The sequence below is a fragment of the Faecalicatena contorta genome, from assembly GCF_021531995.1.
Lineage (GTDB): Bacteria > Bacillota > Clostridia > Lachnospirales > Lachnospiraceae > Dorea_A > Dorea_A contorta_A.
Window position 1 is genome coordinate 1 of the sequence record NZ_JAFBIZ010000074.1, and the last position, 15,328, is coordinate 15,328.

Annotated in this window: 23 protein-coding genes and 2 pseudogenes; 23 read left to right on the plus strand and 2 right to left on the minus strand. The window is 42.0% G+C overall.

The window, feature by feature from the left end; translation table 11 throughout:
* Window positions 1-124: 124 nt before the first annotated feature.
* Window positions 125-490 carry an ImmA/IrrE family metallo-endopeptidase gene (locus JQM82_RS10345; RefSeq protein ID WP_235250248.1) on the minus strand — a complete coding sequence of 122 codons (366 nt, stop codon included), beginning with the start codon at window positions 488-490 and terminating at the stop codon, window positions 125-127.
* Between the two features lie 110 nt (window positions 491-600).
* On the opposite strand from JQM82_RS10345, the gene JQM82_RS10350 reads away from it, so the two are divergent.
* Both JQM82_RS10350 and JQM82_RS10355 read left to right on the plus strand, forming a co-directional pair.
* Window positions 601-948, plus strand: coding sequence for a transposase (locus JQM82_RS10350; RefSeq protein WP_235250250.1), 348 nt, complete (start codon window positions 601-603; stop codon window positions 946-948).
* Window positions 948-1,853: an IS3 family transposase gene (locus JQM82_RS10355; protein ID WP_235250253.1), complete on the plus strand. Its 906-nt coding sequence runs from the start codon at window positions 948-950 to the stop codon at window positions 1,851-1,853. The genes JQM82_RS10350 and JQM82_RS10355 overlap by 1 nt, the downstream gene beginning before the upstream one ends.
* An 88-nt stretch (window positions 1,854-1,941) precedes the next feature.
* Here JQM82_RS10355 and JQM82_RS10360 read toward each other — a convergent pair whose 3' ends face one another.
* Window positions 1,942-2,346: a helix-turn-helix domain-containing protein gene (locus JQM82_RS10360; RefSeq protein WP_117819509.1), complete on the minus strand. Its 405-nt coding sequence runs from the start codon at window positions 2,344-2,346 to the stop codon at window positions 1,942-1,944.
* 196 nt (window positions 2,347-2,542) lie between these two features.
* On the opposite strand from JQM82_RS10360, the gene JQM82_RS10365 reads away from it, so the two are divergent.
* The 21 genes and pseudogenes from JQM82_RS10365 to JQM82_RS10465 all read left to right on the plus strand — a co-directional run bounded on the left by JQM82_RS10365 (window position 2,543) and on the right by JQM82_RS10465 (window position 15,100).
* Window positions 2,543-3,778, plus strand: a complete 1,236-nt coding sequence (locus tag JQM82_RS10365; protein ID WP_235250255.1) for a DNA polymerase Y family protein — start codon at window positions 2,543-2,545, stop codon at window positions 3,776-3,778.
* Between the two features lie 12 nt (window positions 3,779-3,790).
* Window positions 3,791-4,090, plus strand: coding sequence for a hypothetical protein (locus JQM82_RS10370; protein WP_024532701.1), 300 nt, complete (start codon window positions 3,791-3,793; stop codon window positions 4,088-4,090).
* A 2-nt stretch (window positions 4,091-4,092) separates the two neighbouring features.
* Window positions 4,093-4,344 (plus strand): hypothetical protein, encoded by a 252-nt coding sequence (locus JQM82_RS10375; RefSeq protein WP_014635881.1) that lies wholly within the window; start codon window positions 4,093-4,095, stop codon window positions 4,342-4,344.
* 19 nt (window positions 4,345-4,363) lie between these two features.
* A complete protein-coding gene (locus JQM82_RS10380) occupies window positions 4,364-5,095 on the plus strand; it encodes an ImmA/IrrE family metallo-endopeptidase (RefSeq protein WP_235250257.1) in 732 nt (243 codons plus the stop codon).
* Window positions 5,092-5,289, plus strand: a complete 198-nt coding sequence (locus JQM82_RS10385) for a hypothetical protein (RefSeq protein ID WP_235250258.1) — start codon at window positions 5,092-5,094, stop codon at window positions 5,287-5,289. The genes JQM82_RS10380 and JQM82_RS10385 overlap by 4 nt, the downstream gene beginning before the upstream one ends.
* A 244-nt stretch (window positions 5,290-5,533) precedes the next feature.
* A complete protein-coding gene (locus JQM82_RS10390; RefSeq protein WP_003525175.1) occupies window positions 5,534-6,118 on the plus strand; it encodes a hypothetical protein in 585 nt (194 codons plus the stop codon).
* 109 nt (window positions 6,119-6,227) lie between these two features.
* Window positions 6,228-6,791 carry a type II toxin-antitoxin system PemK/MazF family toxin gene (locus JQM82_RS10395; protein ID WP_142691880.1) on the plus strand — a complete coding sequence of 188 codons (564 nt, stop codon included), beginning with the start codon at window positions 6,228-6,230 and terminating at the stop codon, window positions 6,789-6,791.
* Complete coding sequence (locus JQM82_RS10400; RefSeq protein ID WP_178182972.1) at window positions 6,781-7,002, plus strand: excisionase; 222 nt, start codon at window positions 6,781-6,783, stop codon at window positions 7,000-7,002. Before JQM82_RS10395 ends, JQM82_RS10400 begins: the two co-directional genes overlap by 11 nt.
* 96 nt (window positions 7,003-7,098) lie before the next feature.
* On the plus strand, window positions 7,099-7,320 hold the full coding sequence (locus JQM82_RS10405) for an excisionase (protein WP_014635877.1): 222 nt from the start codon (window positions 7,099-7,101) through the stop codon (window positions 7,318-7,320).
* Between the two features lie 13 nt (window positions 7,321-7,333).
* A complete protein-coding gene (locus JQM82_RS10410; protein WP_235250259.1) occupies window positions 7,334-7,570 on the plus strand; it encodes an excisionase in 237 nt (78 codons plus the stop codon).
* A 12-nt stretch (window positions 7,571-7,582) separates the two neighbouring features.
* Window positions 7,583-7,822 carry an excisionase gene (locus JQM82_RS10415; protein ID WP_014635876.1) on the plus strand — a complete coding sequence of 80 codons (240 nt, stop codon included), beginning with the start codon at window positions 7,583-7,585 and terminating at the stop codon, window positions 7,820-7,822.
* 13 nt (window positions 7,823-7,835) lie between these two features.
* On the plus strand, window positions 7,836-9,089 hold the full coding sequence (locus JQM82_RS10420; RefSeq protein ID WP_022117667.1) for a site-specific integrase: 1,254 nt from the start codon (window positions 7,836-7,838) through the stop codon (window positions 9,087-9,089).
* A 185-nt stretch (window positions 9,090-9,274) separates the two neighbouring features.
* Window positions 9,275-9,751, plus strand: a pseudogene (locus JQM82_RS10425) (lysine--tRNA ligase); the annotation flags it as partial.
* A gap of 427 nt (window positions 9,752-10,178) precedes the next feature.
* Window positions 10,179-10,490, plus strand: coding sequence for a methionyl-tRNA formyltransferase (locus JQM82_RS10430; RefSeq protein ID WP_235250260.1), 312 nt, complete (start codon window positions 10,179-10,181; stop codon window positions 10,488-10,490).
* Between the two features lie 9 nt (window positions 10,491-10,499).
* Window positions 10,500-10,700, plus strand: a complete 201-nt coding sequence (locus tag JQM82_RS10435; RefSeq protein ID WP_235250261.1) for a hypothetical protein — start codon at window positions 10,500-10,502, stop codon at window positions 10,698-10,700.
* Window positions 10,701-10,740: 40 nt separating this feature from the next.
* Window positions 10,741-11,454 (plus strand): metallophosphoesterase, encoded by a 714-nt coding sequence (locus JQM82_RS10440; protein WP_235250262.1) that lies wholly within the window; start codon window positions 10,741-10,743, stop codon window positions 11,452-11,454.
* A 25-nt stretch (window positions 11,455-11,479) separates the two neighbouring features.
* The gene (locus JQM82_RS10445) at window positions 11,480-12,205 is read left to right on the plus strand and encodes a hypothetical protein (protein WP_235250264.1); all 726 of its coding nucleotides are present in this window, start codon (window positions 11,480-11,482) and stop codon (window positions 12,203-12,205) included.
* Window positions 12,206-12,221: 16 nt separating this feature from the next.
* Entirely contained in the window at window positions 12,222-12,590 is a 369-nt protein-coding gene (locus JQM82_RS10450) for a sortase B protein-sorting domain-containing protein (RefSeq protein ID WP_235250265.1), read from the plus strand.
* A gap of 205 nt (window positions 12,591-12,795) precedes the next feature.
* Window positions 12,796-13,107 (plus strand): annotated as a pseudogene (locus JQM82_RS10455) (lysine--tRNA ligase); the annotation flags it as partial.
* Window positions 13,108-13,264: 157 nt separating this feature from the next.
* Complete coding sequence (gene larE, locus JQM82_RS10460; RefSeq protein WP_331472872.1) at window positions 13,265-14,110, plus strand: ATP-dependent sacrificial sulfur transferase LarE; 846 nt, start codon at window positions 13,265-13,267, stop codon at window positions 14,108-14,110.
* A gap of 228 nt (window positions 14,111-14,338) precedes the next feature.
* Window positions 14,339-15,100: an alpha/beta hydrolase gene (locus JQM82_RS10465; RefSeq protein WP_235250266.1), complete on the plus strand. Its 762-nt coding sequence runs from the start codon at window positions 14,339-14,341 to the stop codon at window positions 15,098-15,100.
* The last annotated feature ends 228 nt before the right edge of the window (window positions 15,101-15,328 follow it).

Sequence of the window (15,328 nt, forward strand, 5' to 3'; positions counted from 1 at the left end):
TAAGAGTTAATAAATGGACTGATCTGCGATCGGCATGTGCCGAAACGCGGATTGTATCAAATGGGCTGATGCGCGGTCTGACTGCGCTAAACTGCGGCATGGGTGGGCCGGAGACCCGGAATAATCAGTCATCGTCAGGTAGAGCTATTTGAGAAGCAAAGACATTTGCTTCAAACTCCATTCTGTTATCCCGCATATCGAAAATATTAAATTCCTTGAAGCCGCCGACTTGGGTGGCTTCTTCTCTATGCAACGAATCGTGTCCGAGTTCGTGTAAGAGAACAATCTTCTCCATCACCGGATGCAGATTATCTTTGATGAACATAAAGCGGTTTCGCATTATGACCTTATACGCTCCACGTTGTCGGTTAAAAGGATAATATAAGATTTCAACGCCGAGTTCTCTTGCAATCCTATGAGGATCACGAGTACCGCAAAGGTCAACTATCTTATTTGCCTTTTTGACAATCTCGGAAGTGCAAACATACATTGGTTCTCACCCCTTTCATACACCTTTATATGATGTTGTATAAATTAAGTTGACACCCTATTCTCAAGGATTTTGATATATAATCAGTAGAGAATAAGGAGTGAATTATTATGTCAGCAAAACGTACACAAAAATCTTATGACAACGAATTTAAAGCACAGGCTGTAAAGCTTGCTCAGGAAATAGGTGGGCATAAAGCAGCGAAAGAATTAGGTGTTCCTGATGGAACTATTTACTGTTGGATAAAAGCCTTCAAAGAAGGGCGACTCAGCGCAAATGAAGCTGTCCATTCACCTAAGGCAGCATTATCCCTTAACGATGAACTTATCGAGCTTAGAAAGCGTGTTAAGGAACAGGATAAAGAAATTCGTCGTTTAAAGGAAGAAAACGAGTTTCTTGAAGAAGCTAGTGCTTTTTTCGCAGCCAGCCGTCGGAAGTCTGCAAAAAACAGAGACTAATGTTTATTGCACTCAAAACGGATGACGGCAGGATTAAGGGCAAAATTTCTTTCTATTGTAAGGCACTCAAAGTTTCCAGGCAGGCATTCAATAATTATCTGAAAACAAAGGCTGCCCAATGGAAATATCAGTCACTAGCAGATGCTATGCTGGATATCTGCAACGAAGATGAATGCAATGATACTTATGGAAGAATCCGTATGTATCAGGCATTACAGCTTAAACAGCCCGATGGAGTTCATATTCCAAGCGAGAGAACTGTTTATCGTGTCATGGAAGAAATTGGTCTTAATCATAAACCAAAACGCAAGCCAAACGGCATTACCAAAGCGGACAAAAAAGCCCGTAAATCAGATGATTTAATAAAACGCGACTTTACAGCAGAAAAACCGCTTGAAAAATGTGTAACTGATATGACAGAAATAAAAGCCGCTGATGGAAAACTCTATGTTTCTGCCATCTTTGACTGTTATGATCTAGCAGTATTGGGGTTAGCCATGGATACAAACATGAAAGCAACCCTATGCGAGCAGACACTTGAAAATGCTGCTAAAGCATATCCGGCACTTCGTGGTGCAATCCTTCACAGCGACAGAGGAACACAGTACACAAGCGAATTATACCGTAAAGCAATCAATAAATATGGCATTCTGCAAAGCATGAACAGTGCAGGAGGCCGATGTCATGACAATGCCAGATGCGAAAGCATGTGGGCAAGATTTAAAGAGGAATTATTCTATGGACGCTACAACACTACTACAATGACAGTAGAACAATTAAAAACACTTATCTGGAGATACTTCATCAGTTATTGGAACAATAGGAGAATCTGTTCTGCTAATGGAGGTTTACCTCCTATGATTAAGAGACAGCAATACTATGCTTCATTGCAGGAGGCAGCATAGGTCGAATATCCTTGAGAAAAAAGTGTAAAGTAATATTGACAACATCAATATTATAAGTCTAACATAAGTAATGTCCCAAAAAACGGACTTATTCAGGACGGTGTTTTTTAGGAGTGAATTTCTTGTTATTCTGCTTTGCAATCCAATAGGCATCCTGAATGGCTTTCATCATTAAGTCCATATCTTCTTCTGCCATATCGCCACCTGCAAACAGTCCGGTCACTTCTTCGGTCAGTTGCTTGGCTTGCTTCGCACCTCTTGCGCCGTACTTTTCGGCAGCTTGAGCAACGAGCATATCAGCATTTCCGAGCAATTCATCGGTTGTAATATTGAGAGCTTTTGCAATCTTCTCCGCAGCATCTAAACGAGGGCGAGCTGTACCTGCTTCGTATTTTTGAATCATACGAGCAGAAATTCCGGTAAGATCAGAAAGCTGCACCTGAGTAAGACTTTTATCTTCTCTAAACTTCTTCAGTCTTTCATTGAATTTCATAATCATACCCCTTCGGCTATATTTTTAACATTTTCTTGAACACGAACTTTAATTCGTGAAAACCTATTGACACGAATTTATGTTCGTGCTATAATTTACCCACAACACGAATTTAAGTTCGTGCTTATATAATACACCACGAATTAGAGTTCGTCAAGGGGTTTTGCAAAAAATTCAAGAATTGAGGTGAAAAAAATTGAGCCGTTCTATACTGCATTGTGATATGAACAACTTTTATGCAAGCGTTGAGTGTATGCTTGATCCTACTTTGAAGAAATATCCCGTAGCAGTATGTGGCTCGGTAGAGGAACGACACGGAATTGTACTTGCAAAAAATTATGCGGCTAAAGCCTTTGGTGTTGCAACGGGCGATGCCGTATGGCAAGCAAAGCAGAAATGCAAAGACTTGGTAATCGTTCCACCTCATTATGAAGAATATATAAAATATTCAAAACTTGCAAGAAGCGTATACAGCCGCTTCACAGACCAAGTAGAACCGTATGGTATGGATGAGTGTTGGCTTGATATAAGCGGCACAGAAAAGCTATACGGCTCTCCTGAAAGGGTTGCAAACAAGATTAAAGAAATAATCAAGTTTGAACTTGGCTTGACTATCTCTGTCGGTGTATCTTTTAATAAGATCTTCGCTAAGTTAGGCTCAGATATGAAAAAGCCTGATGCTATTACAGTAATTGAGAAAGACACCTTTAGAGATAAGATATGGGGACTCCCCGCAGCGGACTTGCTCGGTGTAGGTCGAGCAACGCAGCGTGTATTAGATAGCTACTGCATACGAACCATTGGAGATTTGGCAAATACCAATCCCGACTTCTTGAAAAGGCGGCTCGGAAAAAACGGTATTGCTCTATGGCAGTATGCAAACGGTAATGACCACTCCCTTGTCCATAATGCAGACTTTGTTTCGCCAATAAAGAGTGTAGGACACGGAATTACCACAGTAGCAGATTTGGAAGAAAACGAGCAGGTGTGGCCCGTGTTTCTCGAATTAACCCAAGACATCGGACACAAGCTCCGTGTTCACGGACTAAGTGCAGAAGGTGTCGCAATACATATTAGAGACAACACACTCAATACAAGGCAATGGCAGACGAAGATTGCACTTCCTACACAGTCTCCGATGATTATTGCAAAGACCGCTTTTCAGTTGTTTGAAAAAAGATATGGGTGGAACAACCCTATCCGTTCTGTGACAGTACAAGCCATAAATCTTATTCCACAAGACACGCCCCGTCAAATAGATATGTTTATGGACGCCGCAAAGCAGGACAAATTGGAGCGAATGGAAAAGTGTGTTGAAGAAATCAGACGGCGTTTCGGAAAGGACAGCATAAGGAATGGGGTTCTGTGTCAGAACCTGCGGCTACCACCGAAAAAAGCTGAAATCACTATGCCGACAGGTATGGTCGGTTAAGGAGGGCTTATTGTGATTGACGAAAAAGAGGTTACGGCTTATGTTACGATGCCCGACTGCTTTTTGCAGGGGTGCAGCGAAGATATTGTTATCTTCCGTGCGGACGGCGGAAACCATTTTACCGACTACGGTATATATGAGGGAATGTTCCTGTTCTTTGACCGAAAAAAACGCTTTAAGAAAGGAAGGCTTTCCTGTTACATCAATACTGCCGGAGATGACCGACCCAAGTACAGGGTGTCGGATAAGAACATCGACGGATACAAGCACTTGGGAAGATTAGTTTTGACTTTGAGAAATTACGAGGTATAAAAATGGAATCCGATAGAAGAAAAGTTTATGTTGAAGTAAATGTAACACACAGACCTGATGGGACGGCTCGTCCGAATTTCATCAAGTTTGAGAATGATGAAAAATATGAGATAGACCGTGTAATTCAGAAATGCCGTGCAGCTTCCACCAAAGTCGGAGGAACCGGTATCCGCTACACGGTACAGATTTGCGGCAAGCCCACATTTCTGTTCGACGAAGAAAACGGAAAGTGGTTTGTAGAAGCAAAATCCTGATGGTAGGAGGTTTTGTAACTTGAAACATTTATCGAGATTTGACATCGAAGCGATTGCCGACAAATATGTTCAGGCATATATGGCACTTCCCGATGTCCGTAACACACAAATATACAGAATTGACCCGGAGCTTCTCTTGGAGAAGGTTCTCGGTTTGAATGTCGAATACCAGCACCTATCCTATGACGGTAGCATTCTCGGAATGACCTCATTTACGGAAATGGGTGTTCAGGTATTTGAAGATGATGATAACGAAGCCTTTTTCTTTTTGGACGGGAAAACCGTTCTTGTGGAAAAGGACTTGAACTTTGACAGCAAGCTGAAAGGCAGAAAGAATTTCACCTTAATGCACGAGGGCAGCCATCAGATATTTAAGATGTTGTTCCCCAATGATTACGGCGTGACACAGAAATCTGCCGGAGTACATTATTACAAGGCAAATTCCGAGAGGAATAAGCCTATATCCGATTGGGAGGAATGGCAGGCAAATACGCTTGGAGCAGCTATCCTTCTTCCCGAAAACCTTATAAAGCAGGGAATGTATCTGTTCAGTCTCGGAGAAAAGATTGAGTGTCTGAATAAGATATACTTTCCGGGCGTATATAAAAGGTTTGACGCACTTGCCGATTTTTTGGGGTGTTCCAAAAAGGCTCTTGCCATACGAATGAAACAGCTCGGACTTTTGAAAAAGGAATATCTTGATAATCCTTTTGATTTGGTATCTGTTTACCCGGAGGTGAACGAGCCGTGAAAACATTGGAACAAAAGATAATCGTAAGGTGCAAAAACTGTGGCTGGCGTATTTTTGACAAGGTAACAATGACAACAGGCGTGATTGAACTGAAATGTCCGAACTGCCACAGAGTAGTAGAGGTTGACCTATCCCTACGCAAGGGAACGGTCAAGTACAGATTAACAAGAAGTAATAACAGAGCGAACAATTAAATATCGGGCAGATGTACCGAGCCACGAGTCCTTGAGCGAAAGCTCCTGAGTCATCAAATTGCCGGACGCTGAGAATTAAGGGATAGAAATATCCTAATGTTCTTGGTGTCCGGCTTTTTTGTCGCTCCCGAAAGGAGCAAGACCGTGACATATAAGTGGCTGGCATATATCGCCGAGTATCCGTAATCTCCGAATTTTTGATTTCAACCAAATTCAAAAATTCAAATTTAAGGAGATTACGACAATGACAAAACTTACATTAGAACAACAGGAATTATTATTTGCGAACGACTGCAAACTCATCAATCTGCGGTATGAATACCACGGTTACACCGGCACGGAGAAATGGGCGATTGTAACAGAACTGGCGGAAGAAGAATTGTGGGTTAAATACCCTGATGTTATCCGTCGGTACACTCCGTTCATTCTGCTTTCTATGGCTCAGGGCGAAGTGATTGACGAGTCATACAGAAACAACGATAAGTACGAAAAGCGAGCAAAAAGAACAATCGATGTGTATGGGTATGAAGATGACATCTCTGAACAATTCCACCGGGAACTGATTACTCCGTTTGTTGACCCGTTTGAGCAAGCGGAGGAAGAACGGATTGAGGAAGAAAAGGAACAGCTCCGCCAGTTAGAAATTGCGAAAGTCAGAAAGGTATTGGAAATGCTGAAACCTGTTCAGAGAGAAAGACTGATTAAAGCGATTTTATTAGGTATGAGTTCAAGAAAAATCGCAAAGGAAGAAGGCGTATATTACAGCGTTGTAGATAAGTCGATTGCTGCCGCAAGAAAAAATTTCAAGAAATTTTATGAAAACCTCTGATTTTGGGTGTGCATTTTGACCCCCTTTGTCCAAATGAGTGAAGGGGTTATTTCAAATCCGGATACGAAATGCACTTTCAACACTAAATGAATAGAGAGGTTATACATATATGCAGAGAAAAGAAATTCAGCGTGGAGATTTATTCTACTACGATTTTGGAAAAAGAGAGGGGTCTGTCCAGTCGGGAGAGAGACCTGTAATGGTAATTCAGGCAGACAATTTTAATGCCAATGCTCCGACAATTATTGTTGCGGCTGTTACGGCTGTGATGAAAAAGAAGTATCTTCCTTCACACATCATTTTGGGGGAGGACTTCGGTCTGAAGAAACCGTCGATGGTTCTTCTTGAACAGATACAGACCGTCAATAAGGACGAACTGACAGACTACATTGGTTCGGTAAACGACGAAAGGCTTTGGAAGCAAATTAACGCAGCTCTTAAAAAGACTTTCGGTTTATGGATTTACAACACAGACAGAAACGGAGATGTTCGCTGCTTATGTCCCAAGTGCCTGAGCGACTATATCCACGACCCAAATTATATTGTCAGGCGTCTTGACCCTTTTGCTAAAAGCAAAGACAACTGCGATAAGTGTAATAACAGCGGTTGGGATTATATCGTTTATGACAAACGCACCTCGGTCAAAGGAAAGGGGTGCAGGAATGTCAAATAGCAGTGAAAAGAAGAAGCGTTACGATATTCCTCTTTGGTGTAAACCAAACCTGTCTATTGAGGAGGCGGCAGCTTATTCCGGTATTGGAATGGGAAAACTCTATGAAATGACGGAAAGTCAGGATTGTCCTTTTGTTCTTTGGATTGGTAGCAGAAGAATGATTAAAAGGAAAGTCTTTGACGAATATATCGAAAGGCAATACTCGATTTAAGAAAAAAGTCAAGTCTGCGATGAGCCGATTCGCATAATTGGCTTACCGCAGACTTTTGAGTATGCTGTAATCACCAAAGGAAGGAGGTTGCAGCGTATGTCTGACAAACAGCTTAAATCCAATATGCCGAGTGTCCCAATTTGGAAGAAAATGAATCTTACGGTTGAAGAAGCTTCGGAATATTCGGGCATTGGCACATCAAAGATAAAAGAACTATCGAATAGCGAAGATTGTCCTTTCGTTCTTTGGAACGGAGCAAAGCGATTGATTAAAAGAAAACAATTTGAGGAATACCTGTCATCGCAGTATTCCCTCTGACGGAGGTGGTGTTATGGGAAATAAGCAGACTGAATTGAATAATTCAGGCAATCGGGTGGAAACCGTGCCGGTTTGGGTTAAGCCTTACCTTACGATTGATGAAGCGACCGCTTACACAGGCATAGGCAGAGACAAACTTTATGAGATGACAAGCCAAGAAAAATGTCCGTTCGTGCTGTGGGTAGGAAACAGACGAATGATTAAGAGACGAGTTTTTGATGAGTACATTGAGAAAATGTACTCAATATAGGAAGGAGGGCTTATGGACAACGGTGTTTTAGCTTACAGAGCCTTACTCGAAAAGCGTAAAGAAAAAGCTCCCTTTTGGGAGAAGAATGTTCTAACTGTTGAGGAAGCAGCCGAGTACACCGGTATAGGTAGGACAAAAATCAGGCAAATCATAATGAAGGGTGATTGTCCCTTTGCTGTCACTAACGGTGTTCAGGTCTGTGTAATCCGAGACAAATTTATTGATTATCTTGATAAGCAATTTCGCATTTAAGGGAGGAAAAATTATGCCAAGAACAAAAAGAAAAGACAAATCAAGAGTAGTGCTTCGTACAGGCGAATCACAGAGAGCCGATGGTACATACCATTTCAGTTGGACGGACGCCAACCACAAAAGGCGTTATGTGTATGCCAAGACACTTGATGAACTGCGATACAAAGAGGAACAAATCGCAAAAGACAAGAGCGATGGCATTAAGGCAGAAGCTCGTTACACAACGGTCAATGACATATATGAGCTTTGGAAGGATTTGAAGCGAGGACTGAAAAACAACACCTTTGAAAACTACAAGTATATGTATGAGACCTTTGTCCGTCATCAGATAGGCTCAAAGACTGTATCTTCTCTGAGAAAAACAGATATAAAGAGGTTCTATAATTACCTTGCAGACGAACGCCATCTGAAGCCGGCAACCATTGATAATATTCATACGGTTCTCCATCAGATTTTGGATATGGCGGTCGATGATGACTACATCAGGAATAACCCGTCAAACAATGTGCTTAAAGAGTTGAAACAGTCCCATTGTTTTCAGACCGAGAAGCGTAGAGCCTTAACAAAGCCGGAGCAAGAGTTGTTTCTTGACTATCTGAAAAACTCTCCGACATCAAAGTATTGGTATCCGGTGTTTGCAGTTATGATTGGTACGGGGCTTCGTGTTGGAGAGGTTACAGGGTTAAGATGGTGCGATATTGATTTGGAAGAAGGTATCATTGATGTGAACCACACGCTGGTTTACTATGACCACCGTACCGAGGGCAGTAAGCGTGGCTGTTACTTCAATGTTAATACGACAAAAACTCCGGCAGGAAGAAGAAAAGTGCCTATGCTCGGTTTCGTCAAAGAAGCATTCTTAATGGAAAAGGAAAGGCAGGAACTGCTCGACCTTCACTGCGAAGCGACTGTCGATGGATATACCGATTTTATCTTCATCAACCGTTTTGGTCAGCCGCAACATCAGGCAACCCTGAACAAAGCAATCCGCCGCATTATTCGTGACTGCAACGACGAGCAGTTATTGAAAGATGAAAACGCAGAAGTATTGCTCCCACATTTTAGCTGTCATTCTTTAAGGCACACTTTCACAACAAGAATGTGCGAAGCGGGGGTAAATGTTAAGGTCATTCAGGACACGCTCGGTCATAAGGATATTTCAACTACGCTTAACATCTATACCGATGTAACTAAGGAGCTGAGGAAGTCCGAGTTTGAAGGTCTTGACTCCTACTTCAAAAATGAGTATAATAAGGTATCAGTTTAACAGATTATAATGATACGGACTTCATAGTTGGCGGATTAGAGCATTTACATCATTTACATCAATTTTTACACAAAGCCCCCACGAAACTAATCGAAAATAAAGTAAAGTAGGATTTTGAAAAAATCTGATTTGCGACTTATTTTGAACTATGTTGGGTTATAGCAAGAATTGAAACGATGTCCTAAATCGTCCCGACGATGAAGACACAGGGTGCTGCAAAGAACGAGGCCAATAATGCGGCTCAGGCAGCAGCTCCGACTGCTGCACCAGTAGCAGAGGAAGTAATTGATTTCAGCAAAGTTCAGATCGAGCCACTGTTTGAAGAAGCAGTAGATTTTGAAACATTCAGCAAGTCTGACTTCAGAGCTGTAAAGGTAAAAGAGTGTGTGGCAGTTCCAAAGAGCAAGAAGCTTCTTCAGTTTACACTGGATGACGGAACAGGCGAAGACCGCACGATCTTAAGCGGTATTCACGCATACTACGAGCCGGAAGAACTGGTTGGAAAGACGCTGATCGCGATCACAAACCTGCCGCCAAGAGCAATGATGGGTATTGAATCTTGTGGTATGTTATTATCAGCAATCCATGAGGAAGAAGGAGAAGAAAAACTCCATCTTCTGATGGTTGATAACCACATCCCGGCAGGTGCAAAGCTGTACTAAGATGAATGTCGATGTAATTGGATAAGAAAGACAGATATAAGAAAGACAGATATAAGAAAGACAGATCATAGATGACCTGTGGAGCATCAGGATATCATGGAGTGATATCAGAGATGCCCACAGGCCTTTTTTTTGCGATGGAAGAGATTCGGCATCAGGCGGCTCCAATTAAGAAGCTCTACCATCAAGAAATACGAATAGAAAAAAATGATTGTAACATGTTATTCAAGGATCCGGAATATAAAGATATGCCCTGCGAAGCCAAGATGCATTACTTCAGAGAGAGATTAGAAATATCTGCGGATTTATCGCAGGATAAAAGAATGTAATGGATAATCAAACTGTTGGAAGTTACAAAACGGTTTATATAATCATCGAGGAAACAGTTCATTTGTGATAGAATATAGTGAGAAAGAAGATCCCTACCATGTGTGATTTTAATGAAAATGTAGTTACAGAGGAAGTTGTTGAGGAGGTAGCAGAAGCTGCAGCACCTGCTGTAGAGATTGAGCCTCTTTTCGATGAGTATGTTGATTTTGATACATTTAGCAAGTCTGATTTTCGTGTTGTGAAGGTAAAAGAGTACAGTGCTGTTAAGAAGAGTAAGAAGTTTCTGCATTTTGTTCTTGATGATTGTACCGGTACAGACAGATCAGCTGTACATCAGATAAATGGCGAAGAGAAGCTCAACCTGATTATGGTAAGTGATGAGATTCCTGCAGGCGCAAAGCTCTACTAAAAAGAGGCGATGAGATCGAAAGCAAAACGATGTCCTGTCTGTGGCGGCGCTATGAAACAGCAGTTTATTGGATTAAGACATTGCAAATGCGGTATCAGTTGGAAGAAGGATATCGGATACATTGAGCGGACTTCTGATATGGTATTTGTGTTAGACAAGAACAAAAAGCCGGAGATTCGCACCAAGCGCAATTCAAGGGAAGGGGGTTAGGAGCTGTTTCCGGCAAAATATTAGATGAGGTTATGATGATATGAAGGTATTAGTAATTTCTGATGTTCATCTTAAACCACAGATGTTTAAACAGGCGGCAGCTCTTATGCGTCAGAAAATTGCGGATAGAGCTGTTTGTCTGATGGATATCCCTGATGATTGGGATAAGCAATATGATATTGCGCTCTATGAGGAAACCTACGATGAGGCTATCCGGTTTGCAAAAGCATTTCCGGATACAGCCTGGTGCTATGGAAATCACGATTTGAGTTACCTGTGGCATTGTCTGGAAAGTGGATACAGTTCTATGGCTTCCATGACCGTACAAAGAAAATTGTTGGACTTAAGGGAAGCTGTTCCGGAGGACAATCCGATTAAATACGTCCAGAGAATTGATAATGTTCTTTTTTCTCATGGAGGAGTGTTGAATTTTTTCGTAGAGGAGTACGTCCCACGTGCAAAATATAATGATGTTGATGCTGTGTTAGAGGCAATCAATCAGCTTGGAAGAATGGAGATGTGGAATGATGCATCACCGATCTGGCTGAGACCACAGCATTCAAAAATGAGATTATATAAGCCACGTAAGTTGCTGCAGGTAGTGGGACATACGCCTATGGACGAGATTGCGAGAGAGGGAAATCTGATCAGTACAGATGTGTTTTCGACTTACAGAGATGGAAAACCGATTGGAACAGAAGAATTTCTTCTGCTCGATACATTGACCTGGGAATACTGTGGAATTAAGATGTAGTTCATAATATAAAAAGAGGATTGGGATGATTATAGATGCCCTGCGCCGGATCAGTGGTATGTACGACACGCTGAATCATGACAGCTGGATCATCACCACTTCCACCGCCGCAGACAGCACAGAACGCGGCGTTCGCACCGACCTGCTGATGCCGGGCGATACCCACAGCTATCAAACCAAGATACAGATACCTGCCGATTGGAAGGGCGGAAAAACACTCGTTGCTCGGATCGTTTCTGTTACGGGAGAGTCTGCTCTCAGCAGCATACAAACAGAAGAGGAGCTTCTTCTTATCGGCGAGCCTCAGCCCGTAAGCACGGCGCAAAGCGCGCTTACAGAGCGCCTCGGAAGCGAGGCAGTCAAGGAAATTGACACAGATGCTCACGACCTGATGCTCAGCGCACAGCTTCTCCGACGCAGCGGTGAGGACTATGTGCACATAACCGTTCGAAATCGAAGCAGAAATAAATATTCGGACATTACGCCGATTCTGACCGCCTCGTATAATGACGAAACTCTGTACAGCCATACGTTCCGCAACCCTTTGGGCGATGACTTTGGTTATTCCGTGGATATTCCTCTGCAGACGCTGTCGAACGGCAGGGCTCTGCCGGAATTGGATTTGTATGTGGGCAATGCGGATTATGAAGACTTTGAAGAGTTAGATAACAATGTGCATCTGTTGCTTTCTGCTTTCCGTACAGCTTTGCATTGTCGAACAACCCGCAAGCATCACTGCGACCGAGGGTAAGAATGCAATATTCTCCGTGGCGGCGGTTGGAGGCGAAAAGCCATACAGCTACCGTTGGCAGAGTATGACCGGTACTGATCAATGGACGGACATCCCGGGTGCTGATAAGGATACCTATAGCATCGAATCGGTTCAGCTTGAACAGAACGGACTGACCGTGCGCTGCGTGATAACAGATCAGCTCGGATACAGCGTCACCTCCGATTCTGCTGTGCTGTCCGTTCAGGCGAAACAGGCAGCCAATAGCGATACGCTGAACAACGATACGGAGACTCCTCAGACGGGAGATAACAGCCATATGGCATTGTGGATTGCACTTCTCTTTGTGAGCGGAGCAGGCGTAATCGGAACAACTGTTTACGGCAAGAAGAAAAGAGCGAAATAAATTCATATAAGTGTGCTTATCACCTTTACAACAGTCCCTTCTGTCAGGTACAAACTGACAGGAGGGCTTTCTTAGGGGAAAAATCTACTTTTATTATACTTTGCAATATTCACTATGCTCCCGCCAATGAAGACACAGGGTGCTGCAAAGAACGAGGCCAATAATGCGGCTCAGGCAGCAGCTCCGACTGCTGCACCAGTAGCCTGACTTCAGAGCTGTAAAGGGAAAAGAGTGTGTGGCGATTCCAAAGAGCAAGAAGCTTCTTCCGTTCACACTGGATGACGGAACAGGCGAAGACCGCACGATCTTAAGCGGTATTCAAGTATACTACGAGCCGGAAGAACTGGTTGGAAAGACGCTGATCGCGATCACAAACCTGCCGCCAAGAGCAATGATGGGTATTGAATCTTGTGGTATGCTATTATCAGTAATCCATGAGGAAGAAGGAGAAGAAAAGCTCCATCTTCTAATGGTTGATAACCACATCCCGGCAGGTTCGTTGATTTTACAGGAGTGAACGATGAAGTTCCGGGCTTGTAATAGCTTTTGCCTATAACAGGCAGCTGCTTTTTTATATTGGTTTTCTTTATAAATTAAATGTTATACTATTCTTAGAATATAATTTCTGAATGATTATGGCAGACGATAAAAAATATAGAATGGGAGTGGAATGAATGATGAAAGATACTGGTTTTATGGATATCCCGTCTCCGTCAGAGCGACAGTATGAGAAAATAAGAATTTTGAGGAAATATGTTCGTGAACTCGGAAGTGTGGCGGTTGCTTTTTCGAGTGGTGTGGATTCCACCTTTCTACTGAAAATAGCTTTTGAAGAATTGGGGGACAAATGCATCGCCGTGACAGCAATGTCCTGTTCTTTTCCGAAAAGAGAACTGGAAGAAGCAAAGGCATTTTGCAGAAAAGAAGGTATCCGCCATATCGTGGTGGAATCAGAAGAATTGCAGATAGAAGGTTTCTGCCAGAATCCAAAAAATCGTTGTTATCTGTGTAAAAGAGAGCTGTTCGAAAAAATCGGGCAAATTGCAGAAAAAGAAAATTTGGAAGCTATTGTGGAAGGCTCAAATCTGGATGACAATGGAGACTATCGTCCAGGTCTTCAGGCAGTTGCTGAGCTTGGAATCAAAAGCCCGCTTAGAGCATGTGGAATGAATAAGCAGGATATCCGTGTGTTATCAAAAGAACTTGGATTGCCTACATGGGACAAACAGTCTTTTGCATGTCTGTCCTCCAGATTTGTCTATGGAGAAACCATTTCCAAAGAAAAATTATCTATGGTGGATCAGGCAGAGCAGCTTCTTTTAGATAAGGAATTTCACCAGGTAAGGGTACGTATTCACGGCAACATAGCACGTATCGAGATTCTTCCGATTGAATTTGAAAAGATTCTGCAGCCTGATATTCGTAAAGAGATATATAAGAAATTTCAATCCCTCGGGTTTTCTTATGTGACATTGGATCTTCTGGGATATCGGACTGGAAGTATGAATGAAACACTTTGATATCTTTTTGAGTAATTCGGAGGTGAGATCTAGCATCATTTCTTGTTGTGTTTCAATTGCCCTAAGGAAAAAGTGTCTGACATCTTCAAAAGTAATTTGTTGACATATACAAATGATGGCAATATAATAGAGATGAAGTTACAAATGTTATTGGTGCGATACATATGTAATGCATAAAATAGGATAAAGGCTTGATTTGAAAAAAGAATGAGAAAGGATGTAATAATCATGGTAAAGTATTCGATTCCTGAATGTGAACCTATTAAGGAACAACATGGGAATACAGAAGTATTTCTCTGTATCCATGGCTTCTGTGCAAGCCCTGCTACATTTCGACCGTATGTGGATCAGATTTTGTCTGCCGGATATGATGTCTATGCACCACTTTTATCTGGACATGGTACCAAATATCAGGATATGTTGGAGGTTACCAGTAAACAGTGGGTTGAGGATGTTTGTACTGTTTTTGAAAACCTTGTGCAAAAATATGAAAAAGTACATATTTTTGGCGTCTCTATGGGAGGAGGACTGGGGGCCTATCTGGCAGGCCACTATGCAGATTGTGGCAAGATCGGAAAAGTACTGTTGCTGGTACCGGGATTTGGCCTAAGAAACAAGGAATTTCATACGATGGATTATAGTACTGCCGGAACAGAGAAAATACCTTTGATACAGCAAAGCATGCTTACTCCGGAACTTACTGCGAGTGCTTTTGTATACGAGTATATGTATCTGCGCTCGATTGGTGAATTAGTAAAAATATGTAATGTTTGTGGGAAAGAACTTTCAAATATTCAATCTCCGGTCTGGATTATTTACAGTGCAAATGATCCGGTGGTAGATCCGGAAGCGATTGAAAATGCAGCAAAGGAAATTACATCACTTCGCCTGCTGGAAAAGGTAGAACATTCCGGCCATAATATTTTGCTGGATGACGATTGTCCAAAGGTACTGAGTTACGTAGAAGAATGTCTGAATGCCGAAATATAGGATCAGAATTTGTATAATTGTGAAATGAATACTGTGATTTAACACGCGTTTTGGGTGAAACAATACCAGAACGTGTGTTTTTTATTTCATATTGTTATGAAATTAACATTTTATAAACATATATTAAAAATATACCATTTATTTGAAAAAGAAGCAATCTTGGAAAAATAACGAAAATGAGAGATTAAATTTGTGTATTTCAATGGATTGACAAATGTAACGTATATG